At 71.0% G+C, this 14,441-nt stretch carries 13 protein-coding genes; 6 read left to right on the top strand and 7 right to left on the bottom strand.

From position 1 onward, the window contains the following. Window positions 1–66: 66 nt before the first annotated feature. The 4 genes from EOD42_RS10105 (at window position 67) to EOD42_RS10090 (ending at window position 3,435) form a co-directional block, all read left to right on the top strand. A complete protein-coding gene (locus EOD42_RS10105) occupies window positions 67–831 on the top strand; it encodes an IclR family transcriptional regulator (RefSeq protein WP_127787406.1) in 765 nt (254 codons plus the stop codon). A gap of 38 nt (window positions 832–869) precedes the next feature. After that, window positions 870–1,418: a HutD/Ves family protein gene (locus EOD42_RS10100; RefSeq protein ID WP_127787405.1), complete on the top strand. Its 549-nt coding sequence runs from the start codon at window positions 870–872 to the stop codon at window positions 1,416–1,418. A 274-nt stretch (window positions 1,419–1,692) separates the two neighbouring features. Beyond that, window positions 1,693–2,046, top strand: a complete 354-nt coding sequence (locus tag EOD42_RS25885) for an Hpt domain-containing protein (RefSeq protein WP_164867866.1) — start codon at window positions 1,693–1,695, stop codon at window positions 2,044–2,046. Between the two features lie 3 nt (window positions 2,047–2,049). Further along, window positions 2,050–3,435 carry a sigma-54-dependent transcriptional regulator gene (locus EOD42_RS10090; protein ID WP_127787403.1) on the top strand — a complete coding sequence of 462 codons (1,386 nt, stop codon included), beginning with the start codon at window positions 2,050–2,052 and terminating at the stop codon, window positions 3,433–3,435. A gap of 2 nt (window positions 3,436–3,437) precedes the next feature. Here EOD42_RS10090 and EOD42_RS25880 read toward each other — a convergent pair whose 3' ends face one another. The 7 genes from EOD42_RS25880 to EOD42_RS10055 all read right to left on the bottom strand — a co-directional run bounded on the left by EOD42_RS25880 (window position 3,438) and on the right by EOD42_RS10055 (window position 11,585). After that, window positions 3,438–4,610 (bottom strand): O-antigen ligase domain-containing protein, encoded by a 1,173-nt coding sequence (locus EOD42_RS25880; protein ID WP_164867865.1) that lies wholly within the window; start codon window positions 4,608–4,610, stop codon window positions 3,438–3,440. Further along, window positions 4,610–6,121 (bottom strand): GumC family protein, encoded by a 1,512-nt coding sequence (locus EOD42_RS10080; protein ID WP_127787402.1) that lies wholly within the window; start codon window positions 6,119–6,121, stop codon window positions 4,610–4,612. Before EOD42_RS10080 ends, EOD42_RS25880 begins: the two co-directional genes overlap by 1 nt. Beyond that, the gene (locus EOD42_RS10075) at window positions 6,105–7,316 is read right to left on the bottom strand and encodes a polysaccharide biosynthesis/export family protein (RefSeq protein WP_164867864.1); all 1,212 of its coding nucleotides are present in this window, start codon (window positions 7,314–7,316) and stop codon (window positions 6,105–6,107) included. The genes EOD42_RS10080 and EOD42_RS10075 overlap by 17 nt, the downstream gene beginning before the upstream one ends. A 69-nt stretch (window positions 7,317–7,385) precedes the next feature. Next, on the bottom strand, window positions 7,386–8,375 hold the full coding sequence (locus EOD42_RS10070; protein ID WP_127787400.1) for a glycosyltransferase family 4 protein: 990 nt from the start codon (window positions 8,373–8,375) through the stop codon (window positions 7,386–7,388). Continuing rightward, window positions 8,372–9,373, bottom strand: coding sequence for a glycosyltransferase family 2 protein (locus tag EOD42_RS10065; protein ID WP_127787399.1), 1,002 nt, complete (start codon window positions 9,371–9,373; stop codon window positions 8,372–8,374). Before EOD42_RS10065 ends, EOD42_RS10070 begins: the two co-directional genes overlap by 4 nt. A 5-nt stretch (window positions 9,374–9,378) precedes the next feature. Next, the gene (locus EOD42_RS10060; RefSeq protein ID WP_127787398.1) at window positions 9,379–10,317 is read right to left on the bottom strand and encodes a glycosyltransferase family 2 protein; all 939 of its coding nucleotides are present in this window, start codon (window positions 10,315–10,317) and stop codon (window positions 9,379–9,381) included. An 11-nt stretch (window positions 10,318–10,328) separates the two neighbouring features. Further along, the gene (locus EOD42_RS10055) at window positions 10,329–11,585 is read right to left on the bottom strand and encodes an oligosaccharide flippase family protein (protein ID WP_127787397.1); all 1,257 of its coding nucleotides are present in this window, start codon (window positions 11,583–11,585) and stop codon (window positions 10,329–10,331) included. Window positions 11,586–11,878: 293 nt separating this feature from the next. Between EOD42_RS10055 and EOD42_RS10050 the strand changes: the two genes are divergently transcribed. After that, entirely contained in the window at window positions 11,879–13,294 is a 1,416-nt protein-coding gene (locus EOD42_RS10050) for a WecB/TagA/CpsF family glycosyltransferase (RefSeq protein WP_127787396.1), read from the top strand. Window positions 13,295–13,318: 24 nt separating this feature from the next. Then, window positions 13,319–14,332, top strand: coding sequence for a UDP-glucose 4-epimerase GalE (gene galE, locus EOD42_RS10045; protein ID WP_127787395.1), 1,014 nt, complete (start codon window positions 13,319–13,321; stop codon window positions 14,330–14,332). Window positions 14,333–14,441 lie beyond the last annotated feature (109 nt).

Here is a 14,441-nt window from a genome sequence, read left to right as displayed (position 1 = left end):
CATCATTTCTATTTTTATGATGTCGGAGGTTGCTTGGCCCGACAAGCGAAAAATGACGCCGGTGAGATGGAGGCATCCCGCGGTGGCAGCCTGATGCTGCACAAGGGGCTGCATGTGCTGCGCCAGGTGGCATTCCAGGGCGAGATCGGCGTGCGGGAACTGGCGCGCCATCTGGGCTGGAGCCCGACCGTGGTGCACCGCCTCGTCACCTCCCTGCATGCCGAGGGCTTCCTGGAAAAGGACGAGGCCAGCGCGCGCTATCGCGTGGGCGCCGAGGCCTTCGAGGTCGGCCGTGCCTTCCTGAAATCCGCGCGCCTCGAAAGCTGCGCGCCGCCCGTGATGCGCGCGATCGTGGAGGAAGGCGAATACAACGCCTTCCTCAGCGTGCTGCGCGGGTCGCGCGTGGTCTATCTCAGCGCCATGCAGGACAACGGCCCGATCAACGTCCGGATGTCCCCGGGCTCCGAGGCGCCGGCGCACCGCACCTCCATGGGCAAGGTGATGCTGGCCGAGCTGCCGGACGAGGAGATCCTCCAGAAGATCCATTTCCATCAGCAGGGCCGCCCGGGCAGCGAGATCGACACGGTGCAGCTGATGGACGAGATCGGGCTGGTGCGCGCGCGCGGCTATGCCGTGGCCGATGACGAGGCGTTCCGGGGCGTGGTGTCGGTGGGCGTGCCGATCCGCGATTTCTCGCGCAAGGTGCTGGCCTCCATGGCCTTGTCCATGCCCCGCGCCCAAATGGGCGAGGCCGGGCTGGAACGCCTGACCGCCCGCGCCATCGAGGCCGGTGAGCGCATTTCCGCCAGCCTGGGGGCGCGCACCGGCTGATCCGCGCGTATCGTGGCGCGCCTTCAAAGGACGAAGCCATGACCGTCATCCGCGCCGCCTCCCTTCAGCCGCGCCCCTGGGCCAACGGGCTCGGCATCAGCCGCAACATCGCCCAGCACGGGGAAGGCGTGTGCGGCTTCGGCTGGCTGATCGCGACCGCCGATCTGACGGAGGATGCCGCCTTCTCCGACTATCAGGGCATCGACCGCATCTTCACCATCATCGAGGGCCAGGGCGCGACACTGACGCTGGAAGGCAGCGGGGCCATTCGCTGCCGTCCCTTCGTGCCCGCCAGCTTCCCCGGTGACCTGCCCACCTTCTGCACGCTGGACGGCATTCCAGGCCGCGCCTTCAACCTGATGCTGGACCGCGCGCGGTGGCGCGGCAACGTGACCGCGCGCAGCCTGGCGGCGGGCCATCCGGTGCCGCTGCAGGCCACCGCGATCCATTGCCTGGCCGGCAGCCTGGCGGTGGGCGAGGACGTGCTGGCCGCCGGCGACACCGCCATGCCCGCCGGCCGCGTGACGATGGCCGCGCAGGGCGGCACCGCCATGGTGCTGGTGATCGACGTGGCACCCGCCGGCTGAGACGCTTCCTCCCGGCCATGTGAAGCGGGGCGGGCCGCGAGTTTGATGGTGCCGGGGCGCGCGCCCCGGCACACTGGCTTTCATGGCACTTCATGCAGCCCCCGGCGCAGCCGCCCCCGCCCTGCCCCTGCCCCTGCCCCTGCCCCTGGCCCTGCATCGCGGGGCGGTCACGCGCGATATCGTGCTTGCGTCCGCGAAGGGCCGTGCCCATCGTCGCTTTCGCCGCGCAGCAAGAGGGAACCACCCCCGTGCCGGCGCAGGAGGAGGAGAGGACATGCCGGCACCCACGGTCGATGCGAGGACTTTGCTGGCGTTGCGCGGCAGCATGCGGCCGGACCAGTTCGCCACCCTGCTCGGCCTGTTCTCCAAGGACCTGGTGACGCGGCTGCGCGCGCTGGACAGCGCCGCCCGCGCCGAGGACCGCGCGCGCCTGGCGGTGGAGGCCCACCAGCTGCGCGGTTCCGCCGCCAATATGGGCGCCATGGCCCTGGCCGATGCCTCGACACAGCTGGAGGACATGGCCCCCACCGCGCCTGCCGCCGAGCTGCGGCGGGCGGTCAACGCCTTCATGGCCATGGCGGCCGAGGCGCAGGCCGAGATCGAGCGCCTGTGCCCTGAGCCGGACTGACGCATGCGCACCATCCTGATCATCGAGGACAGCGCGCCGCTGGCCTTCACCTGGCGCGCACAGCTGGAACCGCTGGGCCACCAGGTGCTGGTGGCGGAGGACGGGCGCGCCGCCTTCGAGGCGCTGAACGCCAACGTCATCGACTGCGTGCTGCTGGACCTGATGCTGCCTGACATGAGCGGCATGGACATCCTGGCCGAGGTCCGCGCGCGGGAAAGCCCGCCGGCGGTGGTGATCGTGACGGCCAATGCATCCTTGACCACCGCCGTGCAGGCGGTGCGCGCGGGCGCCTTCGACTATCTGGTCAAGCCCTTCAGCGCGGAGCGCATCCGCACCACCGTCGAGAACTCCCTGGCGAACACCGAGCTGCGGCGAGAGGTGGAGACGCTGCGCAAGACCAGCCAGCGCGCGCAGTTCGGCGGCTTCGTCGGCCGGTCGCTCGCGATGCAGACCGTCTATCGCGTGCTGGAGGCAGCGGCCCCCAGCACCGCCAGCGTGTTCATCACGGGCGAGAGCGGCACCGGCAAGGAACTGGCCGCGGAGGCGCTGCATTCCCTCAGCCCGCGCCGCAACAAGGCCTTCGTGCCGCTGAACTGCGGCGCCATCCCGCAGGACCTGCTGGAAAGCACGATCTTCGGCCACCGCAAGGGCGCCTTCACCGGCGCCATCGCGGACCAGGAGGGGGCGGCCGCGCGCGCCGACGGCGGCACCCTGTTCCTGGACGAGCTGGGCGAGATGCCGATGCCGCTGCAGACCAAGCTGCTGCGCTTCATCCAGACCGGCACCTATCAGCCGGTGGGGCATACGCGGCTGATGACCGCCAACATCCGCTTCGTGGCCGCCACCAACCGAGACCCCGAGGAAGCGATCCGCCAGGGCACGCTGAGAGAGGACCTGTTCTATCGCCTGCATGTGGTGCCGGTGGTGATGCCGCCGCTGCGTGAGCGCGGGGACGACATCCTGCTGATCGCCCGCCATTTCCTGCTGCAATTCGCGAAGTCGGAAGGGCGGCGGTTCCGCTCCTTCGCGCCGGAGGCCGAGGCGATCCTGCTGGGCTACAACTGGCCCGGCAATGTGCGGCAGCTGCAGAACATCGTGCGCAACGTCACGGTGCTGAACCAGGGAGAGGTGGTGACCGCGGACATGCTGCCGCCGCTGCGCGTCACGCGCCCGCCGGCCGATCCCGCCATGCCGGCAGCCGCCCCGCAGCCCGCCGAGTGGAACCCGGAAGGCGAGCTGCTGCCGCTGAAGGACATGGAGCAGCGCTATATCGAGCAGGCGATCCGGCGCTGCGGCGGCAACATTCACCTGGCGGCGCGGCGCCTGGGGGTCAGCCCCTCCACCATCTACCGCAAGAAGGAAAGCTGGGAGGCGGCGGGCCCGGCCTGAGCCTATTCGGCGGCCATCGCCTCCACCGCCGGGGCTGCCAGGCGGTGCGCCTCGGTGAAGGCGGCGCCCAGCAACACCAGGCCGGGCCAGAACAGATAGGCCAGGATCTCCAGATTCTCGCCGAAGCTGAAGAAGAACAGGATGAAGGCGACCGCGAGCCCCATCCGCCCCAGCGCCGAGATCTGCGCCAGCAACAGCATCTCCACGAAGGTCCAGAGCAGGGGCACGGCCAGGGAGATGAACCCCACCAGCCCCTTCACGAACAGCAGGCCGAACCAGGTGTGATGGCTGCCGATCGGCATGAACTCCACATAATGCGGCCCGCGCTCGACGATGCCGTGGCCCCACAGCGGTGCCTCGTCACGCCATCGGCCGGTCGCGATCCGGCCCAGCGCCTCTCGCACGCGGGTTGAATCGGCGCGCGCGCCGCGAAAGGCCGCGATCGCGTCCTGCACCGCCACGATCACGGCATTGGCCGCGACCCCGAACAGCGCGCTGAGCACGGAGAAGCCGAGCAGCACGGAGCTGCGCGTCAGGCGCGAGGCGATCCACAGCGCGGGCGGGAACATGATGACGAACAGCAGCGCCATGCGGGATTTCGTCATCAGGCAGATCAGGATGGCCGTGGCGATGCCCACCCAGCGGAAGAAGCGGTCACGCTCGAACACCGCCATCACGAACATCAGGCAGCCGATCATGCCCGCCGCCGGCGCCCAGGGCGCGATGAACTGCCAGCGCAGCGCGCCGTTCGAGGGATCGATGGTGTAGAGATAGACCGAGAAGAACTCCGGCCCCGGCCCGCCCACCGCCTGCAGCGGCGACACGAACAGCTTGGAAGGCAGGCGCACCAGCGCGGCCGCGACCAGGATGGGGATCAGGATCAGCGTCTGCAGCGCGAACCAGCCCATGGCGCGGATCAGCAGCTCCGGCCTGATGGCCAGGCAGGCGCCCACCAGCGGAAAGGCCGCCAGCAGCGCCCAGCCCTTCACCCAGCCGATGGTGGATTTGATGGTCTGGCCGGTGCCCAGCTGCTCCACCGCATGGGCCACCCACAGCGCCAGCAGCATGCCGAACATGCCCATGACCCAGACCCAGACGCCGGGCGGCACCGGGGCGGGGCGGCGTTCCTCGGGCTGCCAGGGCGCCGAGAAGGCGCGCCAGGCATAGAGGATCATCAGGCAGGCCGCCGCTGCGGGACCGACGATATAGAGGGCGCCGATGACGTACCATCCCCAGGCGCCGGCGAGGGCTGCGAAGACGATCCGCTCCTCAGGATTCTGTGCAGCAATGCGGCGCGCAACCATGTCAGCCCCAATGCGAAAAAGAGGAAGAAGGTAGCCCCCATGCCGCCCGCCACCGCCAGGATGGGCAGCGGAGAGACCGGGCGCTCCGGCCGGCTCGGCGCCTCCAGCGTCTGCAGCATGGGGTAGGAGGCGAAGATGTCGGATTTGCTGGTGTCGATGCGCGCCAGCGCGGAGGAGAACACGGCCTCCGCCACCTGCATCTCGCGCCGCAGCTCATCCAGCCGCGACGCCTGGCCCGCGAGGCTGACGCTGCGCGCCTGCTCGGCCGCGATCTGCCGGGCGATCTCGGCCTGCATGCCCTCCAGCGCGGTCTCGTCGGCCATGGCGCTGACCATGCGCTCGAACAGGCGGGCGCGTTCCTCGCGCAGGCTCAGGTCGCGCAGGCGCAGCACATTGGCAGGGCGCTGGCCCGTGATCTCCTGCACGCGGTCCGCCAGGCGGCGGATGGTGCTGGCGCGCTCGGCCGACAGGTCCGCCACGCGCGGGTTGGCCTGGCCGCGCGTGCCGGTCAGGGTGGACAGCTCCGCCTCCTGCCGGGCCAGCAGGCCCAGCAATTCCTGGCTGATCGGGTCCGCGCGCAGCATCAGCGCGGCGCTGGCGGTCTCGGGCCCCGCGCCCAGCAGCGTGACCAGCCGCTCCGTGCCCGCGCGGCTCTGCGCCAGGCGGGCCGTCACGTCGCGCTGCTGCTCACGCAGGCGCTCCACCGAGGCCACGATGGTGCCGTACTGGTCGAGCGAGACGAGGCCCGTCTCGGCCTGGTGCATCACCAGCCGCTGCCGCGCCGCATCCAGCCGCGCCTGATAGCCGGTCAGCATCTCCCGGTAGGACACGTCGCGCGTCTCGATCTCTCGCCGGCGCAGGTCGTCCAGCACGGCCAGGAAAGTGTCGTGCAGGGCCTGGGCGCGTTCCTCCGCTATCGCGGGCGTCGGGCCGCGCACCGTCACGGTGATCAGCTTGGCCTGGTCAGCCAGGTCCACCCGCGGCTGCGGGAAGGCGGATTCGGGAATGCCCAGGCGCTGCGCCGTCTCCAGCAGCACGCGCCGGCTGAGGAGCATGCGGCGGTAGTTCTGCGTCGGGCTGAAATCGGGGCTGGAGAAGGCGGAGGCGGAGGTGCTGACCGCCTGGCCGATGGATTCCAGGTTCACGCTGGTGCCCGCCCCGGTGCCCGGCAGCACGAAGACGAAGCCCCCCGCATAGCTGCGCGGCGCCAGCACCAGATAGGCGATCGACATGCCCCAGATCACGCTGAGCCCGATGACCATGGTCAGCACATAGCGCCGCCAACGCCCGCCCCGCGCGCCGCCCATGATCAGGCGGCGGCGCAGCCGCATGCCGAAGCCGGGCTTCACGGCGGTGTCGGGCGGGTCAGCGGGTGATGGCACGGCTCAGGCTTCCCGAGAGCACCGCGTCGCTCAATGTGCGCAGCAGCTCGCGCCCGTTGGTCACGGCCGAATCATAGCAGGCGATGGCGTCGTTCGGCATGATGACGGGGTTGTAGGCGTCACGGTCGCGCCGCCGCACCAGCCCCTCGATCCGGCGCTGGATCACCTCCGTCTGGCCATCCAGCGGATTGACCGAGATGAGGATGGCCCAGCGGTCCGCGTTGGTCATCTGCGCGCCGCCGATGCAGTTCATCGAGGCCAGCGCCTGCAGCAGCCGGATGCCATAGGGGAAGTTGCTGGAATCCCGCCCGATGGCAGCACCCGCATTGTTGTTCGCCGGCACGCTGAGGTTGGAGATATAGGCCCGCACGCCCGGCGGGGTGATGGGGGTGGGGCGCGCCAGCTCCGCCTGGAAGCAGCGCCTGCTGGGCACCACCACGCGGTCGCCGTCCATCAGCATCAGGTCGTTCACCGGCTCATCCGAGACGATGCCCGACAGGTCCACCACCGAGACCTGGCCGCCGCGCCGCACCTCGACATGGGCGATGTCCGCGTCGGGCCGCACCCCGCCCGCGAAGGTGATGGCGCTGGACAGGGTGCTGGTCAGGGCATGCGCGCCGATGGCGCCCTGGCGCGCCGTGTCCGTCTCCTGCGGGGAACGCTGGTTGATGACCACCCGCCCCGACTGGAACACGGCGCCCGAGACGATGACGCGCACCGGCCCGCGTTCCAGCAGCGACAGCGCGACCCGCCCGTGGCCCGGCCGATACCAGCCCGCCGCGACCAGGCGCTGCTCGACCGCGACCTCGGCCTGGCGCGGCGTCATGCCCACCACCCGCAGCGGGTTCATGCGCGGCAGCGCGATGGCGCCGTCATTGCCGACCTCGTAATTGCCGGTGGGCAGTTCGTCATTCGTCACGACGATGCGCAGCAGGTCCCCCTGCGACAGCACCAGCGGGTCCGCCGCGTCGAGCATCACGGTGGAGGGGCGGGTGCGGGGTTCCGTGCAGCGCGCCAGGTTCCAGGCCGTGGCGTCATGCGCGGTCTCGACCGGCTCATCGGGCACGGCCCGGCGCTCGGCCATATAGCCGGCGCGTTGCAGGTCACCGGGGTTATCCGGCTCCTGCCAGGCCAGGCAGCCGCACAGCGGCAGCAGGGCAAGCTGCGGAAGCAGCAGGCTCGCCAGGCGGCGCACGATTCCTATCCCCTTACTTGCTGCGGGAAGTCTGCACCAAGTCATTGATTGAAAGCCACCCCGCTTTCCCTAGGCCAGTTCGGGCTTCAGGCCCCGCAGCAGCGACAGCCAGCCGCGGTGATGGCGGTCCTGCGCATCGGCCGCCGTGGCGCGCAGCGACTCACCCAGCCCCACCACATCCTGGTGGCTCAACCAGCGGATGCGCGCGGCCAGGGCCTCAGGCGTGGCATTCGGGATCAGCAGCTCAGGCGGCACCTGCTCCGTCAGCCCGTCCAGGTCGGCCACCAGCAGGGCACGCCCGGCGGCCCGCGTCTCCACCCCCACCTGGCCATACGCCTCCCAGCGGGAAGGCATCACGATGGCGTCAACATCCTCGAGGAAGGCCTCGGGGTGGGAGGTCGGGCCGCCGATCGTCACTTCCGGCAGGTCTGCGGCGGCCGCGCGCAGCGCCTCCTCGTCAGGGCCATAGCCCGCCATGGCCAGGGTGGCAGTGCCCGGCGGCAGCAGGCGCATGGCGTCGATCAGCTGCTCCAGCCCCTTCTGCGGCGCGTAGCGGCCGTAATAGCCCAGGCGCAGCGGCCCGCGCCCGGGCCGCAGGGGCGGCACGGCATGGAAGGGCGCCAGATCGGACAGCGGCTCGATCACCTGCACCTTGCGGGCGGGCGCGATGCCGGCCTCACGCAGCCAGCGCGCCTGGCCGTGGGACACGGCCACCACCTTGTCCGCCAGCGCCATGCCCAGGCGCAGCATGCTGCGGAAGCGCAGGCGGTTGGGCACCAGGCACCGCTCATAGGCCTCGGTGTAGCTGTGCTCCACGATCACGAGGCACCGCCCGCCCAGCCGCGACCACAGGCGCAGCATGAAGGGCATCTTGCGCCAGGCCAGGGTGAAATGGACGATGACGACGTCGATGCCCTCAAGGTCGGGCTCGGGCTGGCCGGGGCCCAACAGGTGGCGGCGGGCCTCGATCTCGCCGGCCAGCAGCTCCGCCTGGGCATCCAGCGTGCGGTTGACGCCGCCAAGCTTCGCATCGTCGATCAGGTGCAGCACGCGGATCATGACACATCTCCGGCCAGGCCAGGTTTCACACGGCGCAGCAGCCGCTCGAAGCGGTACGGCGAGAGGACGCGCAGCGCCAGCGCGGCACCCAGCGTCGTCAGCGTCTTGCGCGGTTCCGTCACCAGCAGCGCGGGCTGCAGCGTGACGGCCTCCACCGAGAGGGAGACGGCCAACCGCGCATCGCGCATGGCCACGGCCCGGCGCGCCAGATAGCGCACCTCACGCGCGCGGGCCTCTCGCCGGTGGCGGGCGATGAACTCGGGCGCGAAGGCGGCGATCCGGTCCACCACATCTTCCCAGGACTGCAGCTGGCGCGGGATGTCGGCCGACAGGCCGCCGGCATTCACCCGGTACAGGGTGGTGAAGCCCGGCAGGCATTCGAAGGCGAGCGGGCTGCGCAGCGCGATGCGCGTCCAGCACTCCACATCCTCGGACCGGCGCAGGCTTTCGTCGAAATACCAGACCCGGCCCTCGGCATCCCGCGGCAGGGCCGCCTGCTCCAGCGCCTCACGCCGGAACACCGGGATGGAGCCGTTGCACACGCCCCGCCCGCAGAAGACCTGGCGCGCATCGATGCGCCCGACCAGCGGGGTCTGGCGCACGCCCAGGTCCTCGCCGCGCTCATTCACCAGGATGGCGCCGGAATAGCTGACCCCGACATCGGGGTCGGCATCCAGGTGCGCCACATTCTCTGCCAGCTTGCCGGGCAGCCAGATGTCGTCGGAATCCAGCAGCGCGATGTAGCGGCCGCGCGCGGCGGCGATGCCGGTGTTGCGCGCCCCCGCCAGGCCGCGATTGGCCTGGTGCAGGATGCGGATGCGCGGGTCGGCATAGGCCGCGCAGATCTCGACGCTGCGGTCGTTGCCGCCGTCGTCCACGATGATCAGCTCGAAATCCGTGAAGCTCTGCGCCAGCACGGAATCGATGGCGGCGGCCACGAAGCGCTCGACGTTGTAGACGGGCATCACGACGCTGACTGCGGGCAGGTTCTGGGTCATGGCGGTCACCGGCTCACGAGGTTGCGGATCAGGCGGCCTGGCAGCAGGGCGGCGCCGAGCGCGCCCAGCAGCGTCAACAGGCTGCGGTGCGGATCATGGCGCAGCAGCTCGACCGGCGAGGCACGAAAAGCGCCCAGCAGGTGGCCCAGCGCCCCGCCCTGGCCGGTGCGCAGCGCGCGGCGGCCCAGATAGCGGCCGAAACGGGCGGTGGCGCGCGGCCGCGCCCGGCTGATCGCGGCAGGCGCGCGGGCTGCCAGGCTATCCATCATCGCGGTCCAGCCGCGCTGCATGCGCCCCAGATCGGTCGAGAGGCCGCCCACCGAGGTGCGGTAGTGCACCAGCTCCTGCGCGATGCCCTGCACCTTCCAGCCCGTGACGGCCAGGACGCGGGCGACCAGTTCCTGGTCCTCGGCATGGCTCAGCGCCTCATCGAAGCCGCCCACATCCTCCAGCACGCGGCGCCGGAACACCATGTTGGAGGTGGTGCAGAGCGGATTCTCGCCCAGGATGTCCACCAGCCCGATCCGCCCCACCGGCGCCGAGAGGCGGCCGCCGATCTGCATCGCGGGGTCATGGAAGCGCACCTGGCCGAAGGACAGGCCGAGGCCGGGGTCCATGGCGAAGGCCGCGGCATGCACCTCCAGCGCCTGGGGCACCCAGCGGTCGTCGGCATCCAGGAAGGCGATGTATTCGCCGCGGGCCAGGCGCAGCCCGGCATTGCGCGCCGCCGCCACGCCCGCATTGGCCTGGCGCAGCACGGTCAGGCGGCGGTCCTCGCCGGCGGCGGCCATGGCCCGGCCCACCGTGTCGTCGCTGCTGCCGTCATCGACCAGGATGACCTCCAGCCGGGGCTCGGTCTGCAGCAGCGCGCTGCGGACGGCGACGGCGACCGTGGCTTCCGCCTGGAAGGCCGGGATCACGACGGAGAAGATCGGGTTTTCCATATCCGTGCTCCTCAACGGACGGTGTGGCGGGCGACCAGCACGGCGCCGACCTGCAGGACCGTGGCGGTCAGCGTCAGCGCGGTGATGGCAATGGACAGGCCAAAGGGCAGGCAGGCGGCGAAGACCGAAAGATAGACGATCGTGTTCGCGGCCGAGATGAACAGATCCGTGCGCGCCGCGCCTGCCGCGCGCAGCAGCTGGCTGCCCGCATCCGCGAAGGGCCGCGTGACGGCGGAGGCGCAGAGCAGCGCGACCAGCATCGCCGCCCCTTCCCACCGGGCGCCGAACACCAGCGGCACGTAGAAGATGGCGGCGGCCGCCTGCAGCGCGATCAGCGCGGCCACGCCCGGCACGATGCTGCGCAGCGCCCGGTCGAAGGCACGGACCAGCGCGGCGCGGTCTCCGCGCGCGGCCGCCAGGTGCGGGAACAGCACATTGGACAGCGCGCTGGTCAGCGACAGGCTGAAGCCGATGCCGGCGTTGAAGATGAAGAAGTAGAAGCCCAGCGCCTCCACCCCCAGGATCGAGCCGACGAGCAGGTTGTCCAGGTTCATGCGCGCGGTCACCAGCAGGTCGGCGCCCAGCACGGGCCCGGCATAGCGCAGCAGCGGCCCGGCGGGCGCGAAGCCCGCCGCGCGGTCGCGTCGCCAGGGCTGGGCGCGGCGCACGCCCGCCAGCCAGATGGGCGCCACCAGCAGCTTAGGCAGCACCACGCCCCAGGCGCCGAAGCCGGCCAGCACCAGCAGGATGGTCAGCACATTGTCCGCCACCACCTGCGCGACAGAGACGCCCGCCGTGACGTGCAGCCGCTGGTCGCGCAGGATCAGGTAGACGGGCACCAGCCCGGGCGCCATCACCAGATAGACGCCCGCCAGCACGGCCAGCATCAGCCCCGCGCCGCCGCCGATGCCCATCGCCTGCATGCCGAGCCCGATCGCCGCCTGGAAGGCCGCCACCGCGCAGCACATGGCCCAGGCCAGCCGGTTCACGGTGGCGCAGGTGGCGGCCAGCTGTTCCTGCGGGGCGCGGATCAGCGCCTGGCCCAGCCCGCTGTTCACCAGCGCGCGGATGATCTCGAAGCCCGTCAGCGCCGCCGCCGCCACGCCCAGCTCGACCGATTCAAGCTGGCGCGCGAGCACCACCGTGGTGGCCAGGCGCGTGACGCGCCCCGCGACCTCGGCCGCGCCGTACCAGCCCAGATGGCCCAGCAGGCGGCGCCGGCTGGGGGCTGCGTCGGCGGCGCAGGCGGAGGAGGAAGTGGCGGACATGATCTCGATCCCTTCAGGACGAGAGGTGTCTTCCAAAACGCGTGCCAGATTTTTAGTCAGTTGTTTTTGCTTGGTTAATTCTCGTCCCCCACCCCGTGCCAACCGCGTGCCAACCCGAAACCGTTGCAGAATGGGAGGTTTTCCGATTTTGCGTCAGCCGACCGTTGCATTCCGCAACGGTTTGTCCTGCGCAGCGACAAGGCAATTCCTAATATTCAGTAAATTCAAAGACCTGAGAGACCGGCACGTCTCCCGCAATGGGGCTTCCGACCACCCCAGTCGGAGAGACCGCCATGTCCTACCTGTCCAAGCGCGATGCCCTGGTGCCGGAACTGAACCGGCACGCCGGCCAGCCCTCCCTGCCCGCCATCCGCCTGCTGGGCCTGGATGTGGCGGATGCGACGGCCGAGACCGCCCTGAACTGGATCTGCTCGCGCATCCGCAGCGGCACGCCCACCCGCATCGCCTTCCTGAACGCCCATTGCGCCAATGTCGCCGCGGCCGATGCCGGCTATCGCCGCGCCATCGCCACCGCCTCGGCCCTGCTGCCCGACGGTTCCGGCGTCGCCATCGCGGCCCGCATGCAGGGCCAGCGCCTGAGCGCCAACCTGAACGGCACGGACCTGGTGCCCGCCCTGTGCGGCCGCCTGGCGCATGAAGGGCGCTCCGTGTTCCTGCTGGGCGCCGCCCCCGGCGTGGCCGAGGCCGCCGCCGCCGCCCTGCAGGCGCGCCATCCCGGCCTGATCATCGCCGGCACCGCCCACGGCTTCTTCACCCCGGAGCAGGAGGATGAGGTGATCCGCACCGTCAACAACTCCGGCGCCGACGTGCTGCTGACCGCGCTGGGCGTGCCCGCGCAGGATGTCTTCCTGGAGCGCAATGTCGGCCGGCTGCGCCCCTGCGTCGCGATCGGCGTCGGCGCGCTGTTCGACTTCCTGGCGGAGCGGGTTTCCCGCGCGCCGTCCTGGCTGCGCGCCGCCGGCCTGGAGTGGACCTGGCGCCTGGCGCAGGAGCCGGCCCGCCTGGCCCGCCGCTATGTGCTGGGCAACCCCGCCTTCCTGGCGCGGGCCGCGCGCTCCGCCGCCGCCCCGGCCCTGGCGCGCGTCGATGCCGCCGCGAAGCGCGCGCTGGACATCACGGCCGCCGGCGCCGGGCTGGTCGCGCTGGCGCCCATGCTGCTGACGGTGATGGCCGCGATCCGCCTGACCTCCCAGGGCCCGGCGCTGCTGCGCCAGACCCGCATCGGCCAGGACGGCAAGCCCTTCACCCTGCTGAAGCTGCGCAGCATGTACCAGGATGCGGAGGCGCGCCGCGCCGCCCTGCTGGCCTCCAACCAGCACGGCCAGGCGGGCGTCACCTTCAAGATGCGCCATGACCCGCGCGTGACCCCGCTGGGCCGCCTGCTGCGCCGCTCCTCGATCGATGAGCTGCCGCAGCTGTGGAACGTGCTGGTCGGCGACATGTCGCTGGTCGGCCCCCGCCCCCAGCTGCCGCATGAGGTCGCGCGCTATACCCAGCGCGAGACCGGCCGCCTGGCCGCCAAGCCCGGCCTGACCTGCCTGTGGCAGGTCTCCGGCCGCGCCGACCTGCCCTTCGAGCGCCAGGTCGAGCTGGACCTGGAATATGTCGCCACCCGCTCTGTCCTGCAGGACATCCGCATCCTGCTGCGCACCGTCCCGGCGGTTCTGTCCGCCCGCGGCGCCTACTGAGAACCCTTCGGAGGAGATGACGCCATGAAGACCGCGATCCTGGTGACCGGCGGGGCCGGCTATGTCGGCTCCCACGCGTGCAAGGCCCTGGCGGCGGCGGGCTACCTGCCCGTCGTGCTGGACAACTTCTCCACCGGCCATGCGGATTTCGTCCGCTGGGGCCCGCAGGTGAAGGGCGACATCGCGGACTCCGCCCTGGTGGCGGAGACCATCACCCGCCACGGCTGCGCCGGCGTGATGCACTTCGCCGCTGCCTCCCTGGTCGGGGAATCGGTCAGCAACCCGGGCCTGTACTATGCCAACAACGTCGGCGGCACGCTGGGCCTGCTGGAGGGGATGCGCCAGGCCGGCTGCCGGTCCATCGTGTTCTCCAGCACCTGCGCCATCTACGGCGACCCCGGCACCGGCCCGATCACGGAGGCGACGGCCCAGGCGCCCATCAGCCCCTATGGCGCCAGCAAGCAGATGGTGGAGCGCGTGCTGCGCGACTTCCACACCGCCCATGGGCTGAACAGCATCTGCCTGCGCTATTTCAACGCCTGCGGCGCCAGCGAGGATGCCGAGATCGGTGAGATGCGCGACCCCGAGACGCATCTGATCCCGCGGGCGATGATGTCGCTGCTGGGCCGCATCCGGGATTTCGCGGTGCATGGCAGCGACTACCCGACGGCCGACGGCACGGCGATCCGCGACTACATCCATGTGCGGGACCTGGCGCAGGCGCATGTGCTGGCGCTGGGCGCGCTGTTCGGCGGCAAGAAGCTCGGCGCCTACAACCTGGGCAGCGGGCGCGGTGCCTCCGTGCTGGAGGTGCTGAACGAGATCGAGCGCGTGACCGGCCGGCCGATGGCCAAGGTGAGCGGCGCGCGCCGCGCCGGTGACCCGCCGGTGCTGGTGGCCGACGGCGCGCTGGCCCGGCAGGAGCTGGGCTTCACGACGCGGCATTCGGCGATGAGCCGGATCATCGAATCATCCTGGCGGTGGCACCTGAAGGCGCATGGTGCGGCGGCGGCCCCCCAGGCGGCCCTGGCCGCCTAGGGGGGGTCACGATCGAGGAGGAGCGGCGGACCATCCTGAGCGCCGGCATGCTTAACGATCCGGGATTCGCGATCTGAGCCAACTGGCACGGAAGTGCCACCTCGGCTTT

Source organism: Rhodovarius crocodyli (assembly GCF_004005855.1).
Taxonomy (GTDB): Bacteria; Pseudomonadota; Alphaproteobacteria; order Acetobacterales; family Acetobacteraceae; genus Rhodovarius; species Rhodovarius crocodyli.
Note: the sequence above shows the minus strand (reverse complement) of the source record. Positions and strands in the feature narration are given on the sequence as shown.

Excerpts from the sequence above, each read along its gene's own strand:
- EOD42_RS10105 (WP_127787406.1), top strand. The coding sequence starts at position 67 with ATGGAGGCATCCCGCGGTGGCAGCCTGATGCTGCACAAGGGGCTGCAT.
- EOD42_RS10100 (WP_127787405.1), top strand. The coding sequence starts at position 870 with ATGACCGTCATCCGCGCCGCCTCCCTTCAGCCGCGCCCCTGGGCCAAC.
- EOD42_RS25885 (WP_164867866.1), top strand. The coding sequence starts at position 1,693 with ATGCCGGCACCCACGGTCGATGCGAGGACTTTGCTGGCGTTGCGCGGC.
- EOD42_RS10090 (WP_127787403.1), top strand. The coding sequence starts at position 2,050 with ATGCGCACCATCCTGATCATCGAGGACAGCGCGCCGCTGGCCTTCACC.
- EOD42_RS25880 (WP_164867865.1), bottom strand. The coding sequence starts at position 4,610 with ATGATCCTCTATGCCTGGCGCGCCTTCTCGGCGCCCTGGCAGCCCGAG.
- EOD42_RS10070 (WP_127787400.1), bottom strand. The coding sequence starts at position 8,375 with ATGATCCGCGTGCTGCACCTGATCGACGATGCGAAGCTTGGCGGCGTC.
- EOD42_RS10065 (WP_127787399.1), bottom strand. The coding sequence starts at position 9,373 with ATGACCCAGAACCTGCCCGCAGTCAGCGTCGTGATGCCCGTCTACAAC.
- EOD42_RS10060 (WP_127787398.1), bottom strand. The coding sequence starts at position 10,317 with ATGGAAAACCCGATCTTCTCCGTCGTGATCCCGGCCTTCCAGGCGGAA.
- EOD42_RS10055 (WP_127787397.1), bottom strand. The coding sequence starts at position 11,585 with ATGTCCGCCACTTCCTCCTCCGCCTGCGCCGCCGACGCAGCCCCCAGC.
- EOD42_RS10050 (WP_127787396.1), top strand. The coding sequence starts at position 11,879 with ATGTCCTACCTGTCCAAGCGCGATGCCCTGGTGCCGGAACTGAACCGG.
- galE (WP_127787395.1), top strand. The coding sequence starts at position 13,319 with ATGAAGACCGCGATCCTGGTGACCGGCGGGGCCGGCTATGTCGGCTCC.